Source organism: Flavobacterium luteum, assembly GCF_008806775.1.
In the GTDB taxonomy this organism is placed as follows: Bacteria; Bacteroidota; Bacteroidia; order Flavobacteriales; family Flavobacteriaceae; genus Flavobacterium; species Flavobacterium luteum.
In genome coordinates this window covers 89,299-108,297 of the sequence record NZ_WAEM01000005.1, presented here as the reverse complement: position 1 = coordinate 108,297, position 18,999 = coordinate 89,299, and the positions used below count along the sequence as shown (strand labels likewise).

The window sequence follows — 18,999 nt, the reverse complement described above, 5'->3', positions numbered from 1 at the left end:
GTATTTCTTTTATCTACTTAAATAGAGTCTGCCTTGTTTTGGTGAAGTCTTTCCGTCATTGTATTCTAGTATATAAAAATAGACCCCAACAGGAAGTATTGCATCTCCTATTTTTATTCCACCTTGAGTAGTTGTTCCATCCCAATTTGGTGTATTTTTATTTCCTTTATAAAGAATGTTTCCGTATCTATTATAAATCTCTAATGTAAAATTTGGAAAAGCACTTTCTATATTTTTAATCACAAATTCATCATTTACTGTATCTCCATTTGGAGAAAATCCGTCAGGAATTAAGATGTCTTTGCATTTTGTTAAATCTACAACTACTTCTAATCGTACAACACTTTCGCAACCTGATGCAGATTTTAATGTAGCAAAATAGGAATTACCATCTTCTAATAAATCTGTGCTATTTAAAACATTGGTACCAGTTGCATCATCATACCAAACTAAAGGTTCTGATCCAGAAACGTTATCAGATAAATTGGCAATAGTTGGATTGTCATTTTTACAAAATTCGTTTCCTTTATCTTTAATTATTGGAGTATCTAACTGAAAAACTTCAAAAGATATTGGTAAAACTGCACTTCCAGAAGTATCACATTGACTTACACTTGAAATAATTTTATCTATTGTAACAGTAACATTCCCTGCAGTATTTAATACTGAAGCAGGTATAACAAATTTAGTTTCACCTCCTACAAACTCTACATTTACTGTTATAGAAGACGAACTAACTCCAGATAATTCATAAGTGATATCGTAAAATCCGTCACTTATAGCATTGGCTCTTGATAGAGAAACTTCATTAGAGAAATTTAAGCAAGCTGAAGCCGAACTGAGTATTGCACCAGTAGCATTTGGCAATGGAAATACTTGAAAAGAAGTATTAGCATCTTCAGTTAAATTATTACATCCGGAGGATAGATTTGTAATTGATGAAATTGTTAGAGTATAACTTGCCGCATTTACAAAATTAGAAGCTGGTATTATGAATTGACCTGTTCCATTTGCTATGGCTATAGTTCCAGTTGTTCCCGAACTTGGTACAGCATCAGGAATAGTATAAATAAATTGATAATTTCCATCCGCTAATCCGTTAGAAGCTCCAGAAATAGTAACGGTAACATCACTTCCTTCACATACATCAGCAATTACTATATTTTTATTCTCTAAATTTGAACTTTGTCGCAAAATAAAATCGGCACTTACATTTGGATTAATAGCCGTAACACAATTCGTTAAAGCATTTGTAATGGTTAAAAATGTAACTCTTGTCGTTCCTAAATTTGGTATGTCAGCAGCACTGATGTCAAAAGTCCCTTTACCATTAACGATAGTTACATTTGCATTTTGATTTGTTAAAACATTACTTATAGATAAATTGTAATTAATAGTATAAACACCATTTTCCATATTTGATAATGTAACTGTTACATTATTCCCTTTACAATTAGGGGAAGAAATTGCTATGTTTTTAGATGCCAAAACTGGATTAAGTAATATAACAAATTGAACCACTTCATTGTCTGTTCCACAAGCATTGGTTACTGTGTAAGTATAACTATAGGTATTAGGAGTAAGTTTTGAAACTTCAACAGGACTTGTAACAGTTTGATTGTTACTATCAGTCCAAGTTCCACCTGCTATGCTATCTTTTAACAGTGAATATAAATCAAATGAACCAATTGATGTACAAACATTTTGTATACCAACAAAAGTTCCTGCATTTACAATTGGATCAACTGTTACAGTTACTGTAGCCGTATCATCATCACAAGGCTGACTCCCTTCAAATGTATAGGTATAAACTCCAGGCAAATCTACTTTAGGATCAAAAACCCCTGTACTAATAGCTCCATTTGGAGAAGTCCATGTTCCGCCTACTTGTGGAGTTCCTTTTAAACTTGAAAATAAACTTTGAGGTAAACTAGTAGCACAAAAAGTTATATCTCCTGGCAATCCTGCATCAGGACCAGGAATAATTGTAACTGAAATTTTCGCTTCATCTGGAGTACAAAAAGGATTTCCAACTGTGTAGGTATACTCTCCAGCCGCATCTTTTTTTGGATCAAAGAAACCTGTACCGCTTACTAAAGGAGGCGTCCAAGTTCCTCCTAACTGTGGATTTCCTCTAAGGAAAGTAAAAAGATCACTTCCATTTACATTTGAACAAATTGATGCTGTATTGTCTTCTCCTGCATTTGGCGAAGGGTTTAGAATTACTGTAACGGTTGCCGTATCGTTATCACAAGGTTGACTTCCAGAAAATGAATAGGAATAATCTCCTGCTTTATCTAGAGTAGGATCGAAAATTCCTGAACCACTTGTCAGGGTAGGAAACCAAGTTCCACCTGTTTGAGGTTTGCCTCCTAAACTTAAAAACAAATCTTTCGCCGAACTCCCTTCGCAAAATGTTGTGCTGCCAGAAATTCCTGCATTTGGACCTTGTACTATTGATACAACTACAGAAGCTTTAGCATCAGTACATGACCCAACACCTTTAACTGTGTAGGTGTATTTTTCTGCTAAATCAACAGATGGATCAAAAATTCCTGTACCACTCGTTAACGTAGGCGACCAAGTCCCACCTGTTTGTGGCGAACCAACAAGGAAAGTTTTTAAATCTACCGTATCAGAATTTGAACATAAATTAGCAACTCCATCACTTCCTGAATTTGCAGCAGGAACAATCGTAACGGTTACTAGAGCAGTATCATTCACACATGGAGGTGTTCCTGCAACAGTATAAATATAAGATCCCTCTAAATCAACTTTTGGATCAAAAAAACCAGTTCCGCTAATGAGAGTTGGGAACCAAGTACCACCGGATTGCGCACTTGAACCCAATAATAAATATAAATCTTGAGGAATTGCATCACTACATATAGATAAATTTGCATTACTACCCGCTACAGGAGGTTGTGTCACATTTATGATAGTTTCCTCTGATAATAATTGGGAACAATTTGGAGGATTTATTAAAGTAATACTTTCTAATTTAAATGTAGAAGTAGCTGATAAAATAATATTTAATACTGCTACTCCAGACGACCCAATATTTATGTTCTGTACAACACCTCCATTTATTCTATAGGTCACATTTGCATTAGGAGTTCCAGTAAATGTTACATCTATAGCATTACCGGAACAAGAAGTTCCGCTAGATGATATACTTACTGTTGGTTTAGGATTAATGGATATCGTAACTGAATCTGTTAATAATTTTGTACAGCTAGGCGAACCACTTGAAGAAACACTTACTAAAGTATAGATACTGTTTTGTGTGGAATCTAATGAGGCTTCTCCATCAGAATCTAATTGAATCGTATTGCTTACTCCATCAACAGTATAGATTACTGATGCTAATGGAGTTCCTTCGAAATCTATACGAGCGGAAGATTCAGAACAAATGGTTGGTGTTTTGGTAGAGATAGAAACTGTAGGCAATGGCAAAACAGTTATTGTAATGTTACCAGTTAGATTTTGACTGCAACTTAGCAAATCAATATAAGATACACTAACCAACTCATAAACAGAATTTTGATTTGCATTTAATGAAGCTTCGCCATCAGAATCTAATTGAATAGTATCAGGTATACCATTAACCGTAAAGCTTACAATTGTCAATGGAGTTCCCTCAAAATCTACTCGAGCTGGGAGTCCAGAACAAACAATTGGAGATTTTGTAGAAATTGATGCTGTAGGTAAAGGTAAAACTTTTATTGTAACACTACCAGTCTGATTTTGACTGCAACTTGGTGTGCCAATAGAAGCTACACTTACTAATGTATAGGTACTGTTTTGAGAAGCATCTAATGAGGCTTCTCCATCAGAATCTAATTGAATCGTATTACTTACACCATCAACAGTATAGATTACTGATGCTAATGGAGTTCCTTCGAAATCTATCCGAGCGGAAGATTGAGAACAAATGGTTGGTGTTTTGGTAGAGATAGAAACTGTTGGCAAGGGTAAAACAGTTATTGTAATGTTACCTGTTAGATTTTGACTGCAACTTAGCAAATCAACATAAGATACGCTAACCAACTCATAAACAGAATTTTGATTTGCATTTAATGAAGCTTCTCCATCAGAATCTAATTGAATAGTATCAGGTATACCATTAACTGTAAAGCTTACAATCGTCAATGGGGTTCCCTCAAAATCTAGCCGAGCTGTGAGTCCAGAACAAACAATTGGAGATTTTGTAGAAATTGATGCTGTCGGTAAGGGTAAAACTGTTATTGTAACACTACCAGTCTGATTTTGTCTGCAACTTGGTGTGCCACTAGAAGCTACACTTACTAAAGTATAGGTACTGTTTTGAGTGGCATCTAATGAGGCTTCACCATCTGAATCTAATAGAATCGTATTACTTACTCCATCAACAGTATAGATTACTGATGCTAATGGAGTTCCTTCGAAATCTATCCGAGCAGAAGATTGAGAACAAATGATTGGTGTTTTGGTAGAGATAGAAACTGTTGGCAAGGGTAAAACAGTTATTGTAACACTACCCGCCTGATTTTGATTGCAACTTGGTGTGCCACTTGAAGCTATACTTACTAAAGTATAGGTACTGTTTTGAGTAGCATCAAATGAGGCTTCACCATCTGAATCTAATAGAATCGTATTGCTTACTCCATCAACAGTATAGATTACTGATGCTAATGGAGTTCCTTCGAAATCTATCCGAGCAGAAGATTCAGAACAAATGGTTGGTGTTTTGGTTGAGATTGTCACTGTAGGCAATGGCAAAACAGTTATTGTAACACTACCCGTCTGATTTTGACTGCAACTTGGCAAAGCAACATAAGATACACTAACCAACTCATAAACAGAATTTTGATTTGTATTTAATGAAGATTCACCATCTGAATCTAATAAAATCATATTACTAACTCCATCAACAGTATAGTTTACTGATGCTAATGGAGTTCCTTCGAAATCTATCCGAGCGGAAGATTGAGAACAAATGGTTGGTGTTTTGGTAGAGATAGAAACTGTTGGCAAGGGTAAAACAGTTATTGTAACACTACCCGCCTGATTTTGATTGCAACTTGGTGTGCCACTTGAAGCTACACTTACTAAAGTATAGGTACTGTTTTGAGTAGCATCAAATGAGGCTTCACCATCTGAATCTAATAGAATCGTATTGCTTACTCCATCAACAGTATAGATTACTGATGCTAATGGAGTTCCTTCGAAATCTATCCGAGCAGAAGATTCAGAACAAATGGTTGGTGTTTTGGTTGAGATTATCACTGTAGGCAACGGCAAAACTGTTATAGTAACGCTACCCGTTAGATTTTGACTGCAACTTGGCAAATCTTCATAAGACACACTAATCAAATTATAAACAGAATTTTGATTTACAGGAACTTCAGCTTCTCCATCTGTATTTAATTGAATTGTTTTAACAACTCCATTTTCCGTATAGGTTACTGTTGCTAATGGCGTTCCTTCAAAATCTAATCTAGCTGGGTTTCCTGAACAAACTATAGGAGACTTTGTAGAAAATGATGCTGTAGGTATGGGTAAAACTGTTACTGTAACACTTCCTGTTAGATTTTGAATACAACTTGGAGTAGTGCTGTAAGCCACACTTACTAGAGTATATATACTATTTTGAGTAGCTATTAATGAAGCTTCTCCATCAGAGTCTAATAGAATCGTATTCGTTACACCATCAAGAGTATAGGTTACTAATGCTAATGGGGTTCCTTCAAAATCAATACGAGCGGAGTCACCAGAACAAATGGTTGGTGTTTTTGTAGAGATTATTGCAGTAGGTAATGGTAAAACTGTTATAGTTAAGCTACCCGTTAGATTTTGGCTGCAACTTGGTATATCATCATAAGACACACTAATCAAATTATAAACAGAATTTTGATTTACAGGAACTTCAGCTTCTCCATCTATATTTAATTGAATTGTTTTAACAACTCCATTTTCCGTATAGGTTACTGTTGCTAATGGCGTTCCTTCAAAATCTAATCTAGCTAGGTTTCCTGAACAAACTATAGGAGACTTTGTAGAAAATGATGCTGTTGGTATTGGTAAAACCTTTATTGTAACGCTACCTGTTAGATTTTGACTGCAACTTGGTGTTCCATTTGAAGCTACACTTACTAAAGTATAAGTGCCATTTTGAGTAGCATCTAATGAAGCTTCACCTGCTGCATTCAATGAAATCGTTTTAATTACTCCATTCTCCGTGTAGGTTACTGTTGCTAATGGGGTTCCTTTAAATTCAACTTTAGATGCCGTTCCCGAACAAATATTTGGAGTATTAGTAGAAATAGATACTGTTGGTAAAGGTAAAACTGTTACGGTTACACTTCCAGTCTGATTTTGACTACAACTTAGTGTGCCATTAGAAGCTACACTTACTAAAGTATAAGTGCCACTTTGAGTAGCATCTAATGAAGCTTCACCTGCTGCATTCAATGAAATCGTTTTAATTACTCCATTCTCCGTGTAGGTTACTGTTGCTAATGGGGTTCCTTTAAATTCAACTTTAGATGCCGTTCCCGAACAAATATTTGGAGTATTAGTAGAAATAGATACTGTTGGTAAAGGTAAAACTGTTACGGTTACACTTCCAGTCTGGTTTTGACTACAACTTGGTGTGCCATTTGAAGCTACACTTACTAAAGCATAAGTGCCACTTTGAGTAGCATCTAATGAAGCTTCACCTGCTGCATTCAATGAAATCGTTTTAATTACTCCATTCTCCGTGTAGGTTACTGTTGCTAATGGGGTTCCTTTAAATTCAACTTTAGATACCGTTCCCGAACAAACATTTGGCGTATTAGTAGAAATAGATACTGTTGGTAAGGGTAAAACTGTTATTGTAACAATACCCGTTATATTTTGACTACAACTTGGTGTTCCACTATAAGCTACACTAACTAATTCATAGGTATGATTTTGAGAAGTATTTATAGATGCCTCACCGAATGAGTCTAGAACAATAGTGTTAATCACTCCATTTACCTTGTATATTACTGTTGCTAAAGGAGTTCCTTCAAAATCTATTCTAGATGGCGTTCCTGAACAAACAGTTGGCCTTTTAGTTGAAATAGAAACTGTTGGTAATGGTAAAACAGTAATAGTCACTTTTGAAGAGGAATTCGCACATTTTGTAGAAGTAGAAACCTCATAATTAAAATAATAATCACCTGGCGATAATGAAGAAATATCAACTTTCCCTAAATATCCGTCAATTGTGGGTAAATCACCAGTCCAAACGCCAGTTTTATCTGGATTTCCTCCAAGTAAATCATATAAATTAAAAGGAAGAGTTGTTGGCAAATCAGAAACACAATAACTTTTTGCACCATTAGTACCTGCATTATTTGGGTCTTCAAAAATTGATGAAACAGACAAACCAAGACTTTCACAATTGCTATCTGATTGGGTTACTTTATAGACATCTCCTTCTTGTATTAATGTGTTTGATGGATCTAAAATTTCAACACCAGAAGGATAATACCAAGAGATACTATTATTAGAATCAATATTTACAATAAAGTCTGAAATTTTTGGAGATGGATTTGAACAAATACTTTGAAGAGGATTACCAGTTGGCGGATCTAGAATTACTATCTTAACCCTAATTCTGCTTCTTAAAGTTTCACAGCCAGAACTTGAAATAAATTGACTCGCATAATAATCTGTATTATTAATCAAAGGCAATGAACTAGCTAATTGAGAACCACCAGTTGGACTAAGATACCATCTTAAATCATTTCCAGCAATTTTTTGCTGCAGGTTTGCCACAGTGGACGCAACGCAAAAAGTTGGAGAAGGCAAATCTACTGGTGATGGTTTTATATAAAAAACCACATCCACTCTAGGGCGAGTAGCACAAGTACCAGTATTATTATCAGCATAATAAGACCCTGAATTTAAAATTGTTGAAGGATTTAAAGCGGTACCGCTAGTAGGCACTGTATACCATTTAATACCTCCTCCATTATCTATTGCAACAAGATCACTAACTTTAGCAGGGGAAGGACGAGAGTCGCAAAAAGATTGACTAGAATTAACAATTATAGGACATTGTTGAGCCAAGGAATTATTTAAGCTTATAAAAAAAGCTAAAAAAGTTAAGAAAAATAAGGTTTTTTTTGTACTAAGAGTAATAATTCTCATAAGCAAATATAATTGACACATTAAAGAAATATAGAATAATAAATTAAATGCATTTTACAATAAAATCTATTGTCTTTGTTTAGCATCTAAGATTAATTTATAAAAAAAATTAACTAAAAAAAAAGGACTATATTTCCTTACGATATTAATTAAATAACAAGAGTAAATTTTCTAATTACTTTAATATTATGAACAAATTGATTAACAATTTAATATTGATGGCTGATTGATTGTAAAAGCAATTTAAAAAATTAAAAATCAATGATATGAAACAAAACTTAGTGAATAAATTCAAAAAAGAAATCTAAAAAAAACCTATAAAAAATATCTTTTTATTTGATTTATTAAATTAAAATTATGTTAGAATTAAAACAAAAAAGTTGAATTTAAATTCTAATACTTTTGATTTAAAAAAAGATGAAGATTATCCAAGAAAAATAGATTAAAAAAAACAATTAAAATCACCTCTCATTATTACCAATTAAATTAACAATATTATAAACAACAATAACATTTTTTTGATTGATATAAAGTTGTTTTCTATTTTCTTGATTTTTCCTTTTGATTATTGAGATTACAAAAGGCTCACCATCATCATTTCGGCATTGAAAAGAGTAAATTTCATCATTTTCATTTTCCTGAACTTTCTCATAATTCATAATTTCATAAAGCTGAATTTCTTGAGAATAGATGACAATTCTATTTTTAGTAGTATCTAAAGTTATAACTATTGAAGCATCTTGTAAATCGGACCATTTTCCCCAATTCCCTTTATCGTTTCGTTCTAAAACACTAAATCCAGTAGTTTTAAATTTATAGACTTGACAATAAGATTGTTGAATGCAGGTTGCATAAAAGAAGAATAGTAATAAATTTTTAATCGATTTCATTATATAAGTTAAGAGGCCAAAAATAGTAAATTAAAAGCTAATTCTTTTTAAATCATTTTTCGAAATCTCAAATTCAGAAATTAAATCATTTATAATTTCGTTTACCGATTTTATTTCATGAATTAATCCTGCAACCTGACCAATCTCTAACTCACCTTCAATCATATCGCCCTCAAACATCCCTCGTTTTGCTCTTGCTCTACCCAATAACTCTTTTAATTCCTCTTTTGTGGCACATTTTGCATATAATTGTTGAATGTCTTCAAAAAATTTGTTCTTAATTAATCGAACAGGCGCAAGCTCTTTCAATGTCAATTGTGTATCCCCTTCTTTAGTTTCTAAAATTTTATTTTTGAAGTTTTCATGGGAAGATGATTCTATCGAAGCTGCGAAACGACTCCCTATCTGAACACCATCTGCTCCTAAAATCATAACAGCTAACATTGCTTTTCCAGTGGCTATACCTCCAGCAGCAATTAATGGAATCGAAATCTGTTCTTTTACCATCGGAATTAAAGTAAGTGTTGTGGTCTCTTCTCTTCCATTATGCCCGCCAGCTTCAAAACCCTCTACTACAACCGCATCTACTCCCGCTTCCTGGGCTTTTAGAGCAAATTTAGAACTGCTCACCACATGTACAACTGTAATCCTTTTCTCTTTTAAATAAGAGGTCCACGTTTTGGGATTTCCTGCTGAAGTAAATACAATTTTTACTCCTTCTTCAATAATAATTTTTAAAATCTCTTCGATATTTGGATACAACATTGGCACATTTACTCCAAAAGGTTTATCTGTTGCTTTCTTACATTTTTGGATATGCTCTCTCAACACATCTGGATACATTGATCCTGCTCCAATTAACCCTAACCCCCCTGAATTGCTCACTGCACTTGCTAATTTGTAGCCACTATTCCAAATCATTCCTCCTTGAATTATTGGGTATTTTATATTAAAAAGTTGGGTGATTTTATTCATTATTGTTTCACTATTTTACCTGATTGCAAATACGTTTTAGAGGTTAGATTATAAAAATAGATTCCTGAATTTAAATTTTCTAAAAAAATACTTTTATTTTCTTTTGAAATCACTTTATCGAAAATCTTTTGACCTAAACTATTATATAATGTAATAGTAGCATTTTCGAATCCATTTGGAAACGAAATTAAGATATTATCTTGCGCAGGATTTGGATAAAGAATAAACTCCTTTTGCGAAAATTGTTTTTGGCCTAAAGCATTATTTAAGGCTAAATTAAAATCGGGGATTCCGTGTCCCAACTTTTCATTTGGACTAGTAAATAAACTTGACGATTGTTTAATTAAATCAAGAATTTCTGTATTCGTTTTATTAGGTAGTGCTTGCCAAAGACTTGCTACCATCCCAGCTATTATTGGCCCCGAAAAAGAAGTTCCGTTTGCCGTTGTAATAGCCCCAGCGGTATTAGATAAAACCGATTGCTGTCCTTGAGCAACAATATCTGGCTTTACTCTTCCGTCATAAGAAGGGCCTTTGGAGCTAAAAGAAGCATAATTTCCCGCTGCATCTACTGCTCCTACAGTAAGAGCATGAAACGCATCAGCAGGAGCTGATATATAACGCCATGCTTTTGAGCCTTGATTTCCTGCAGAAACTACACAAACGATTCCTCTACTAAATGCGAACTCGACCCCTTTTGAAATAAAAGTTGAAGAACCATTCATATCATTATAAGTAAAATCATAATTAGGATTATCAAATTGGGTATAACCTAATGAAGTTGTAATAATATCGACTCCAAGTCTATCTGCCTCTTCAGCCGCTTCAACCCAAAGCGATAATTCAAGTGGACTTTCATTTTTATCATCTTCAGTAACAAACAAATAATAAGAAGCATCAGGTGCGGTTCCTACCAATTGATTTTCTAGAAAGCCGCCCATTGTCGAAAGAACCAATGTCCCGTGAGAATCACCAGAATAAAAATCTATATTTCTTTTTACATAATCATAACCTCCTAAAAGTTGATTATTATTTCTTAGTCTTTCAAAAGTTTCTGCTGAATTTACACCTGGAAACCCTGCATCCATAACTGCAATTATTTTTCCTGAACCCGTATAGTTTTGTTTATGCAATAAAATTCCATTTAACATTTGAATTTGATTTGCTGAACTTGCATAATTAAAAAAGGACTCCGTTTCATAAGTTTTACTAATTTTCTTAATACGTTTTGGAGCTGTAACTTTTCCCGTAGCATTTAAATTTTTGTTAGCAAAATCTATCCGTTCAACAAAGTTTAGAGTTTTAAGCGCTTGAATGTCGGATTGCAATCCTTGAACATGAATAGCATTAAACCACTTGGATTTTGCCATAACTTTTATTCCTTGAGTTGCTGCTACTTGATTAATAAAAGATTGATAAATAGGAACATCTATGAAATCTATAGGAATATTTTGAAGCTTCCTCCTATCTAATGCTCGTTGTGTAAGCATTGTTAATGGATTTTCGAAATAGGCTTGTGAATCTGGTTTTGAATTAAAATATACCCAAGCATCTTCTTGTGAAAACACTGATGAATTCAAAAACAATAAAATAAACAAGGCAATCTTTTTCATAAAAATATTTCTACGAAAGTAAACTTACGAAATTACTCCTGAACCAACTAATTCATCTTCAAGATACCAAGCCACAAACTGACCTTGGGTAATTGCAGATTGTGGTTCATCAAAAGCAACATACATTCCTTTTTCATATTGATGCAATGTGGCGCTTTGCAAAGGCTGACGGTATCTTATCCTAGCCATAACTTTCATAGTTTCAGTATTCGGAATTCTCAAATCTTTTCTTATCCAATGTACTTCTGATGGCGAAATAAAAAGTGCTTTTTTGAATAATCCGGGATGTTGACTTCCTTGACCCGTATATATAGTGTTGGTTTTTACATTTGTAGCTATAACAAATAATGCTTCGTGAGTTCCTCCTACATTCAATCCTTTTCTTTGACCCGTTGTAAAATAATGCGCTCCTTGATGTTTCCCAACTACCTTGCCCATTTCTGGAGTATAATCAATTGAAGTCGACTCTGAAATTAATAATTCTTCGATTGATTTATTTTCTGATTTATTTAAAGTATATATTTCTTGATTGGCATCGATTTCAAAAATTAAACCCGCTTTTGGCTGTAATTTTTGTTGCAAAAAATCGGGCAAACGAACTTTTCCTATAAAACACAAACCTTGAGAGTCTTTTTTATCGGCAGTTACGAGTTGCATTTCTGCAGCTATCTCACGAACTTGAGGCTTAGTTAATTCCCCTATTGGAAAAAGGGATTTTGCTAATTGTTCTTGCGATAATTGACATAAAAAATACGATTGATCCTTGTTGTCATCTTTACCTGATAACAATTGATAAACGGGCTGCCCGTTAACTTCAATTTCACCTTTTCTGCAATAATGTCCTGTAGCAACATAATCGGCTCCTAGACTTAAAGCAATTTTCATAAAAACATCAAACTTAATCTCTCTATTACACAATACGTCAGGATTTGGTGTCCGTCCTTTTTCGTATTCGCTGAACATATAGTCAACAATTTTCTCTTGGTAGTGTTTGCTTAAATCGACAGTTTGAAAAGGAATTCCTAATTTCTCAGCAACTAACAATGCATCATTACTATCTTCTAACCATGGACATTCATCTGAAATAGTCACTGAATCATCATGCCAGTTTTTCATAAAAAGCCCTATTACTTCATAGCCTTGTTGTTGCAACAAATAAGCAGCAACACTAGAATCTACACCCCCGGAAAGACCAATAACTACACGTTTCATTATGAAAAAATTTAACTACAAAAGTACAATTTAAAATTTATTTGGTTTTAGGTTTTACAACTTTCTTAACCTTTGACATATTTTCTTCGCTAACTAATTTTCCGTTTTCAAAAAACTGCCAAATTCCTTTTTTCTTGCCATTTACATATTTGCCTTGAGCAACAATGTTACCCAATGGATCTTTATAAACTGCTGGTCCGTCAAACTCGCCGTTATTGTAATTGGAATCTTCAAGGATTACTCCATCTTTTTCAGAATATTTTCTGTATTTTCCATGCTTTACCCCTTTCAAATAATTAGTCTCTTCAGCAATTTTTGTACTTGGGTAATACACACTTCTCAATCCGTCCAGTTTTCCATTTTTATAATTTTCAATAGTCATAATTTCTTTAGAAGCTTGATGGTAATATTTCCATTGCCCGACATAAAGCCTATTTACTTGTTTCCCTTCGCTTACTTTATTTTTAGCTTGATCATAAAAAATAGTAAAAACGGAATTGTCTTTTGGATTGAATTCTCTAGTAGCAATTATAGATTTTGCATTGGTATCATCAAAAAAATAAAAAACGCCAGTCTCTTTACCATGCAAAAATGTCCCTTCATATTTTGGTCTTTTAGATTCTGGGTGGAATCCTTTCCAAAGACCATGTTTTCTTCCTTTATCATCTAACTTATTAAAATCAGATTGTGCAGTAATCGTTTGGAATACTAAAGAAACTAGAGCAACTAAAAAATACAAAAACTTATTTATTTTCATTGAGATTTAATTTTTTTGATATTCTATATAACTATTTTTAAGTGATATTATTTTAACAAAAATACATTTTAATACTTTAATTACTATTGTTTCTATTTCAGGAAAAAAGATTATGTCTTTAAACTATTTTAATGGGATCTATAAACTACCCAATACCTTATAACTAAAGGATTTTATAATTTAAAATCTTATCCGATTTTAAATCATAAAGCTATCAAAATTATAATTCAATAAAGTAAATATTTTTTAAAAAGAAAAAATATTCCTGACAATCTAGGAGTTTTTTGTTTAATTTTAGTGTAATAATTATAAACTAAAATGTAAGAATATAAAATTTATAAAATAACAGATTAAGTAAGTATTTCATCTAAAAATATACATAAATAACTATTTACAAGTCATTTATCTAATATAAAACATTTATTAAATAAATCATAAAGTTTAATTTTGTTTATTATTTTTAACAAAAAATTAAACGTTTTGAATAATTCAATTTTATAAATTTGTTTAAACATTAACATTAAACAATAAACATTATGAAAAATTTATTTAGAATTAAAAAATTAGCATTAATTGCAATTGTTGCAATTTTAAGTATCTCGTGTAACGACGACGATAATCCAACTCAAGTTGCTGTAGACAATACCATAACAGGTAAAGCCATTGCAACACCAAGTTTGTCAACCCTTGTGCAAGCATTAACAAAAGCAAAACTTGCTGGAACTTTGCAAGGTGAAGGACCATTTACCGTTTTTGCCCCAACAAATGCTGCTTTTGAAAAATATTTGGATGATAATGATATTGCATCACTTGATGCGATTCCTACAGATAAATTAAAGCAAATATTACTGAACCATGTAGTAAGTGGTAAAATTTTGTCTACACAATTAGAAACAGGATATGTAAAAACTTTAGCAACCTATGGTACAACAACTAGTAATATAAGTATGTATATTAATACAGCATCTGGAGCTAAATTATTTAATGGTGTTGCAAATGTAGTTACTCCAAATGTTGAAGCTAGCAATGGAGTAGTTCACATTGTTGATGCGGTTATTGATGTACCTACAATTGTTACGCATGCTGTTGCAAATGCTTCAACTTTCTCAACATTAGTTAGTGTGGTAACCAATCCAGCTCAGTCAGATATATTAACAGCCCTTTCCAGTCCAGGCGCATTGACTGTTTTTGCTCCAACTAATGGCGGTTTTGGTAAATTAGATACTGATTTGAAAAACTTGGGTATAACAGCAGGAATTGGTGGTGTTTCTCAAGCAACAATTACTGATGTTTTAAAATATCACGTAGTTTCTGGTAACAATTTAGCTGCTAGTTTGACTAATGGAAATCTTACAACTTTATTAGGACAAACATTTGAAGTACAGTTAACTGGTGGCGCGAAAATTAAAGACAATAATAATAGAATTTCAAACATAATTGTTACCGATGTACAATGTTCAAATGGTGTAATTCATGCAATTGACAATGCATTATTACAAACTTTACCAAATTAAAATAAAATAAAAATAAAAAAAGCTTCCAAAATTTGGAAGCTTTTTTTATTACTTTTTCTTTTGTATTTTTTTCTGCTCTTCAGCTTGTTCCATCATCTCTCTCATTTTTCTTTGGAACTTTCCTTCTGCTTTAGGCTCTTTTAATTTATTTTCTTGTATTTGCAAGTGAATTTTATTTTCGTCTACCACATACTTTTTAATTACAACCATGATACCAATGGTAATAAGATTAGAAATAAAGTTATATAAACTTAATCCTGCGCCATAACTATTAAAGAAAAACAACATCATAATTGGAGAAACATAAATCATGATTTTCATAATTTTACCCATATCAGGCATTCCTTCTTGCTGCGGCGCTGCCATTTGCTGATCGCCAGAAGTCATTTTCATATAAAAGAAAATAGCTATAGCGGCTAATATTGGAAACAAACTAATATGATTGCCGTATAGCGGAATATGCAATGGTAATTTTACTATTTCATCAAATGAAGACAAATCATCTGCCCATAGGAAACTCTTTTGTCTTAACTCGAATGCTGACGGAAAAAACTGAAAAGAAGCATACATAAAAGGAAGCTGAATCAATGCTGGAATACAACCCGCCATAGGATTCACACCGGCTTTATTATACAACTTCATCGTTTCCTGTTGTTTTTTCATTGCATCTTTTTTGAATTTTTCTCCTAATTCAGCAATTTCAGGTCGCAATACTTTCATTTTAGCTTGAGACAAAAATGACTTATAAGTAATAGGTGACATCGCAATTTTAATGATAATCGTAAAAACAATTATAGCAATTCCGTAGGCAATGTAAGAGCTTAAAAATCCAAATAATGGAATGAAAATAAATTTATTGATCCAGCCAAAAATACCCCAACCCAACGAAATGATTTTTTCGATATTTTTATCATAACTATTTAAAGTATTGTAATCTGTTGGTCCAAAATACCAATTCATTTTATAATCGATCTCGCCATTATTAAAAGTTAGAGGAACATTTGCTTTAAACTGTTTGGTGTAAACCGTATCGACTGTTTCGTCATGAACCAAATTATTAGATACCATTTTGGCTTTATCAAAAGGTTTTGATGTTAATAAAATTGATGAGAAAAAGTGTTGTTTGAAAGCAATAAAACTTACTTTTTCTGCATTTTCTTCTTTATCTTGACCTTGCCCAACATAATTTATTTTTTCGTCTTCGTATTCAAAATACACTTCGGCATAACGGTTCTCGTAAGCAATTCCTTTTTCGTTTCTAATACTTTTAAGATTCCACTCTAAATCTAAATCTTTACTTGTATTTAGTACTTTGTTTAATCCTTGAGAACGAATATCGAAATCAAGCATATAATCGTTTGGCTTTAATACATATTTGTATTCTAAAAATTCATTTTCACCAGCTTTTAAGCGCATAGATAAAATTTGATTTTCTCCCACTTTAGATAGTGTAGGCTCAAAAAATAAATTCTTAGTTTGAAGTGTACGATTATCTTGCGTAAGCAAACTAATATTCAAATCGGAGTTATTGTTTTTTATAAGCGTAACCAATTGCCCAGAACCTTTTTTAAAACTTTCAAAATTTTTAAGAACGGCCTCTACAATATATCCGCCTTTATTTGCAATTTTTATTTTTACAAGATTGTTCTCTAAAGTTGTAAATGATTCCTGTGCAGAGGGAAGCGTCGCTGAATAAGCAAAATTTCCTAATGTCGATTTTAATTGTGCTATTTGCAAAGAATCCCCAATTACAGGGTTTTTTGTCACTTGGGCTACCTTCACTTCCTGAGCTTTAGCTGCTTTGGCTTTTTCAACTTGTTCCTTTTTTGCTTTTTCAGCAGCAATTTCTTTTGGAGTTGGTTGGTTTTGATACATAATCCATATCAAAATTCCGAAAATTAATATAAAACCAATTATTGAATTAAAATCTAATTTTTTTTGTTCCATTTTTTTTGTTTTTTGCTTTAAGTATTATGACTTTAAGCGATAAGCATTGTTTTTATTCTTTAAAAAATTTATAAATACACAACTAATTTCTTCCTTAGCCCTGATTACAGTGAAAATCCTTGTTATTGTGAGCTTGCCGCGCAAGCTCACAAAGACAAGATTGAAACGGAAAGCAGGAATTGCATTTCTTAACACAACTACTATTTGGCTCCTGATTTTTTATTTTTTACCATTGCGGCGACAAAGTTAACAAATAATGGGTGCGGATTTGCAACCGTACTTTTATATTCCGGATGGTATTGCACGCCTATGAAAAAAGGATGGTTTTCTAACTCGATGATTTCTACCAAACCCGTATCAGGATTGACACCTGAAGCCTTTAATCCTGCATTTTCTAATTGTGCTAAATAATTTCCATTAAATTCATATCGATGGCGATGACGCTCTAAAATAGTTGTTTTTTCGTATATTTTGTGAGCTAAAGTGTTAGGTAAAATATCGCATTTCCAAGCTCCTAAACGCATCGTTCCGCCTTTGTCAGTGATGTCTTTTTGCTCTTCCATTAAATCAATAACAGGGTGTGCTGTCCCTTGATTCATTTCGGTAGAATTGGCATCTTTTAAGCCTAAAACATTTCTTGCATATTCTATAACTGCCATTTGCATACCGAGACAAATTCCGAAAAATGGCAAATTATTTTCTCTAGCAAAACGAACGGCTTCTATTTTTCCTTCTATCCCTCGCTCTCCAAAACCTGGAGCCACGAGAATTCCGTCTAATCCTTGCAATTTCTCTGAGATATTTTTAGCATCTAAATATTCAGAGTGAACAGAAACTACATTTACTTTCGTTTCATTTGTTGCGCCAGCATGAATAAAGGCTTCTAAAATAGATTTGTATGAATCTTGCAATTCAACATATTTTCCAATTAATCCGATATTTATAGTATGCTTTGGATTTTTTAATCGGTGTAAAAAAGTGTTCCAGTTTTTTAAATCGGGAGCTGCTTTTTTAGGTAAATTCAATTTCTTTAGAGCTACTATATCAAGTCCTTCTTCCAACATTAAATTCGGCACTTCATAAATGGTCGATGCATCGATAGATTGAATCACCGCCTCACGTTTTACATTGCAAAACAAGGCTAATTTGTGACGCAATTCATCTGATATTTCATGCTCTGTTCTACAAACTAAAATATCGGCTTTTATACCGCTTTCCATTAACGTTTTAACGGAATGTTGGGTTGGTTTTGTTTTTAATTCGCCTGCTGCTGCTAGATACGGCACTAAGGTTAAATGAATTACGATTCCATTGTTTTCGCCTAGTTCCCAAACCAACTGCCTAACAGATTCTATGTACGGTAAAGATTCGATATCTCCTACAGTTCCTCCAATTTCAGTAATTACAATGTCGAAGTCGCCTGAATTTCCAAGCAATTGCATTCTATCTTTAATTTCGTTGGTAATATGAGGAACGACTTGAACGGTTTTGCCAAGAAATTCACCTCTTCGCTCCTTTTCTATAACTGAAAGATAGACTCTTCCTGTGGTTACGTTATTAGCCTGTGAAGTGGGAACGTTTAAAAAACGCTCATAATGACCCAAATCCAAGTCGGTTTCAGCACCATCATCCGTCACGTAACATTCGCCATGTTCGTAGGGATTTAATGTTCCTGGATCAACATTAATATACGGATCAAATTTTTGAATCGTAGTTCTATAGCCTCGTGCTTGTAATAATTTTGCTAAGGAAGCCGCAATTATTCCTTTCCCTAAGGAAGAAGTCACACCGCCTGTAACAAAAATATATTTCGTTTGATTCATTACTTGTTGTTGTTTGTAGTTGTGTTGTTGTTTAAAAAACGAGGCAAAAATACAATTATAATTCGATTTTTAGATTTTTAGATTGTTGGATTTTTAGAAAAATTA

The 18,999-nt window shown here is 33.0% G+C and carries 9 protein-coding genes; 1 reads left to right on the top strand and 8 read right to left on the bottom strand.

Annotated features, from left to right (window positions below):
• Window positions 1–9: 9 nt before the first annotated feature.
• The 6 genes from F6464_RS10520 to F6464_RS10495 all read right to left on the bottom strand — a co-directional run bounded on the left by F6464_RS10520 (window position 10) and on the right by F6464_RS10495 (window position 13,610).
• On the bottom strand, window positions 10–8,163 hold the full coding sequence (locus F6464_RS10520; protein WP_151107767.1) for a T9SS type B sorting domain-containing protein: 8,154 nt from the start codon (window positions 8,161–8,163) through the stop codon (window positions 10–12).
• A 461-nt stretch (window positions 8,164–8,624) separates the two neighbouring features.
• Complete coding sequence (locus tag F6464_RS10515) at window positions 8,625–9,053, bottom strand: hypothetical protein (protein WP_151107766.1); 429 nt, start codon at window positions 9,051–9,053, stop codon at window positions 8,625–8,627.
• A gap of 30 nt (window positions 9,054–9,083) precedes the next feature.
• Window positions 9,084–10,028 carry an NAD(P)H-dependent flavin oxidoreductase gene (locus tag F6464_RS10510; protein ID WP_151107765.1) on the bottom strand — a complete coding sequence of 315 codons (945 nt, stop codon included), beginning with the start codon at window positions 10,026–10,028 and terminating at the stop codon, window positions 9,084–9,086.
• Window positions 10,028–11,641, bottom strand: a complete 1,614-nt coding sequence (locus F6464_RS10505) for a S8 family serine peptidase (RefSeq protein WP_151107764.1) — start codon at window positions 11,639–11,641, stop codon at window positions 10,028–10,030. The genes F6464_RS10510 and F6464_RS10505 overlap by 1 nt, the downstream gene beginning before the upstream one ends.
• 24 nt (window positions 11,642–11,665) lie before the next feature.
• Entirely contained in the window at window positions 11,666–12,853 is a 1,188-nt protein-coding gene (gene mnmA / locus F6464_RS10500; protein ID WP_151107763.1) for a tRNA 2-thiouridine(34) synthase MnmA, read from the bottom strand.
• Window positions 12,854–12,890: 37 nt separating this feature from the next.
• Window positions 12,891–13,610: a toxin-antitoxin system YwqK family antitoxin gene (locus tag F6464_RS10495; RefSeq protein WP_151107762.1), complete on the bottom strand. Its 720-nt coding sequence runs from the start codon at window positions 13,608–13,610 to the stop codon at window positions 12,891–12,893.
• A 536-nt stretch (window positions 13,611–14,146) separates the two neighbouring features.
• Between F6464_RS10495 and F6464_RS10490 the strand changes: the two genes are divergently transcribed.
• Complete coding sequence (locus F6464_RS10490) at window positions 14,147–15,124, top strand: fasciclin domain-containing protein (RefSeq protein WP_151107761.1); 978 nt, start codon at window positions 14,147–14,149, stop codon at window positions 15,122–15,124.
• Between the two features lie 48 nt (window positions 15,125–15,172).
• Here F6464_RS10490 and yidC read toward each other — a convergent pair whose 3' ends face one another.
• Both yidC and F6464_RS10480 read right to left on the bottom strand, forming a co-directional pair.
• Window positions 15,173–17,071, bottom strand: coding sequence for a membrane protein insertase YidC (yidC, locus tag F6464_RS10485; protein ID WP_151107760.1), 1,899 nt, complete (start codon window positions 17,069–17,071; stop codon window positions 15,173–15,175).
• A gap of 200 nt (window positions 17,072–17,271) precedes the next feature.
• Window positions 17,272–18,894 (bottom strand): CTP synthase, encoded by a 1,623-nt coding sequence (locus tag F6464_RS10480; RefSeq protein WP_151107759.1) that lies wholly within the window; start codon window positions 18,892–18,894, stop codon window positions 17,272–17,274.
• Window positions 18,895–18,999: the final 105 nt, after the last annotated feature.

Excerpts from the sequence above, each read along its gene's own strand:
- F6464_RS10495 (WP_151107762.1), bottom strand. The coding sequence starts at position 13,610 with ATGAAAATAAATAAGTTTTTGTATTTTTTAGTTGCTCTAGTTTCTTTA.
- F6464_RS10490 (WP_151107761.1), top strand. The coding sequence starts at position 14,147 with ATGAAAAATTTATTTAGAATTAAAAAATTAGCATTAATTGCAATTGTT.
- F6464_RS10505 (WP_151107764.1), bottom strand. The coding sequence starts at position 11,641 with ATGAAAAAGATTGCCTTGTTTATTTTATTGTTTTTGAATTCATCAGTG.
- F6464_RS10510 (WP_151107765.1), bottom strand. The coding sequence starts at position 10,028 with ATGAATAAAATCACCCAACTTTTTAATATAAAATACCCAATAATTCAA.
- F6464_RS10480 (WP_151107759.1), bottom strand. The coding sequence starts at position 18,894 with ATGAATCAAACGAAATATATTTTTGTTACAGGCGGTGTGACTTCTTCC.
- yidC (WP_151107760.1), bottom strand. The coding sequence starts at position 17,071 with ATGGAACAAAAAAAATTAGATTTTAATTCAATAATTGGTTTTATATTA.
- F6464_RS10520 (WP_151107767.1), bottom strand. The coding sequence starts at position 8,163 with ATGAGAATTATTACTCTTAGTACAAAAAAAACCTTATTTTTCTTAACT.
- mnmA (WP_151107763.1), bottom strand. The coding sequence starts at position 12,853 with ATGAAACGTGTAGTTATTGGTCTTTCCGGGGGTGTAGATTCTAGTGTT.
- F6464_RS10515 (WP_151107766.1), bottom strand. The coding sequence starts at position 9,053 with ATGAAATCGATTAAAAATTTATTACTATTCTTCTTTTATGCAACCTGC.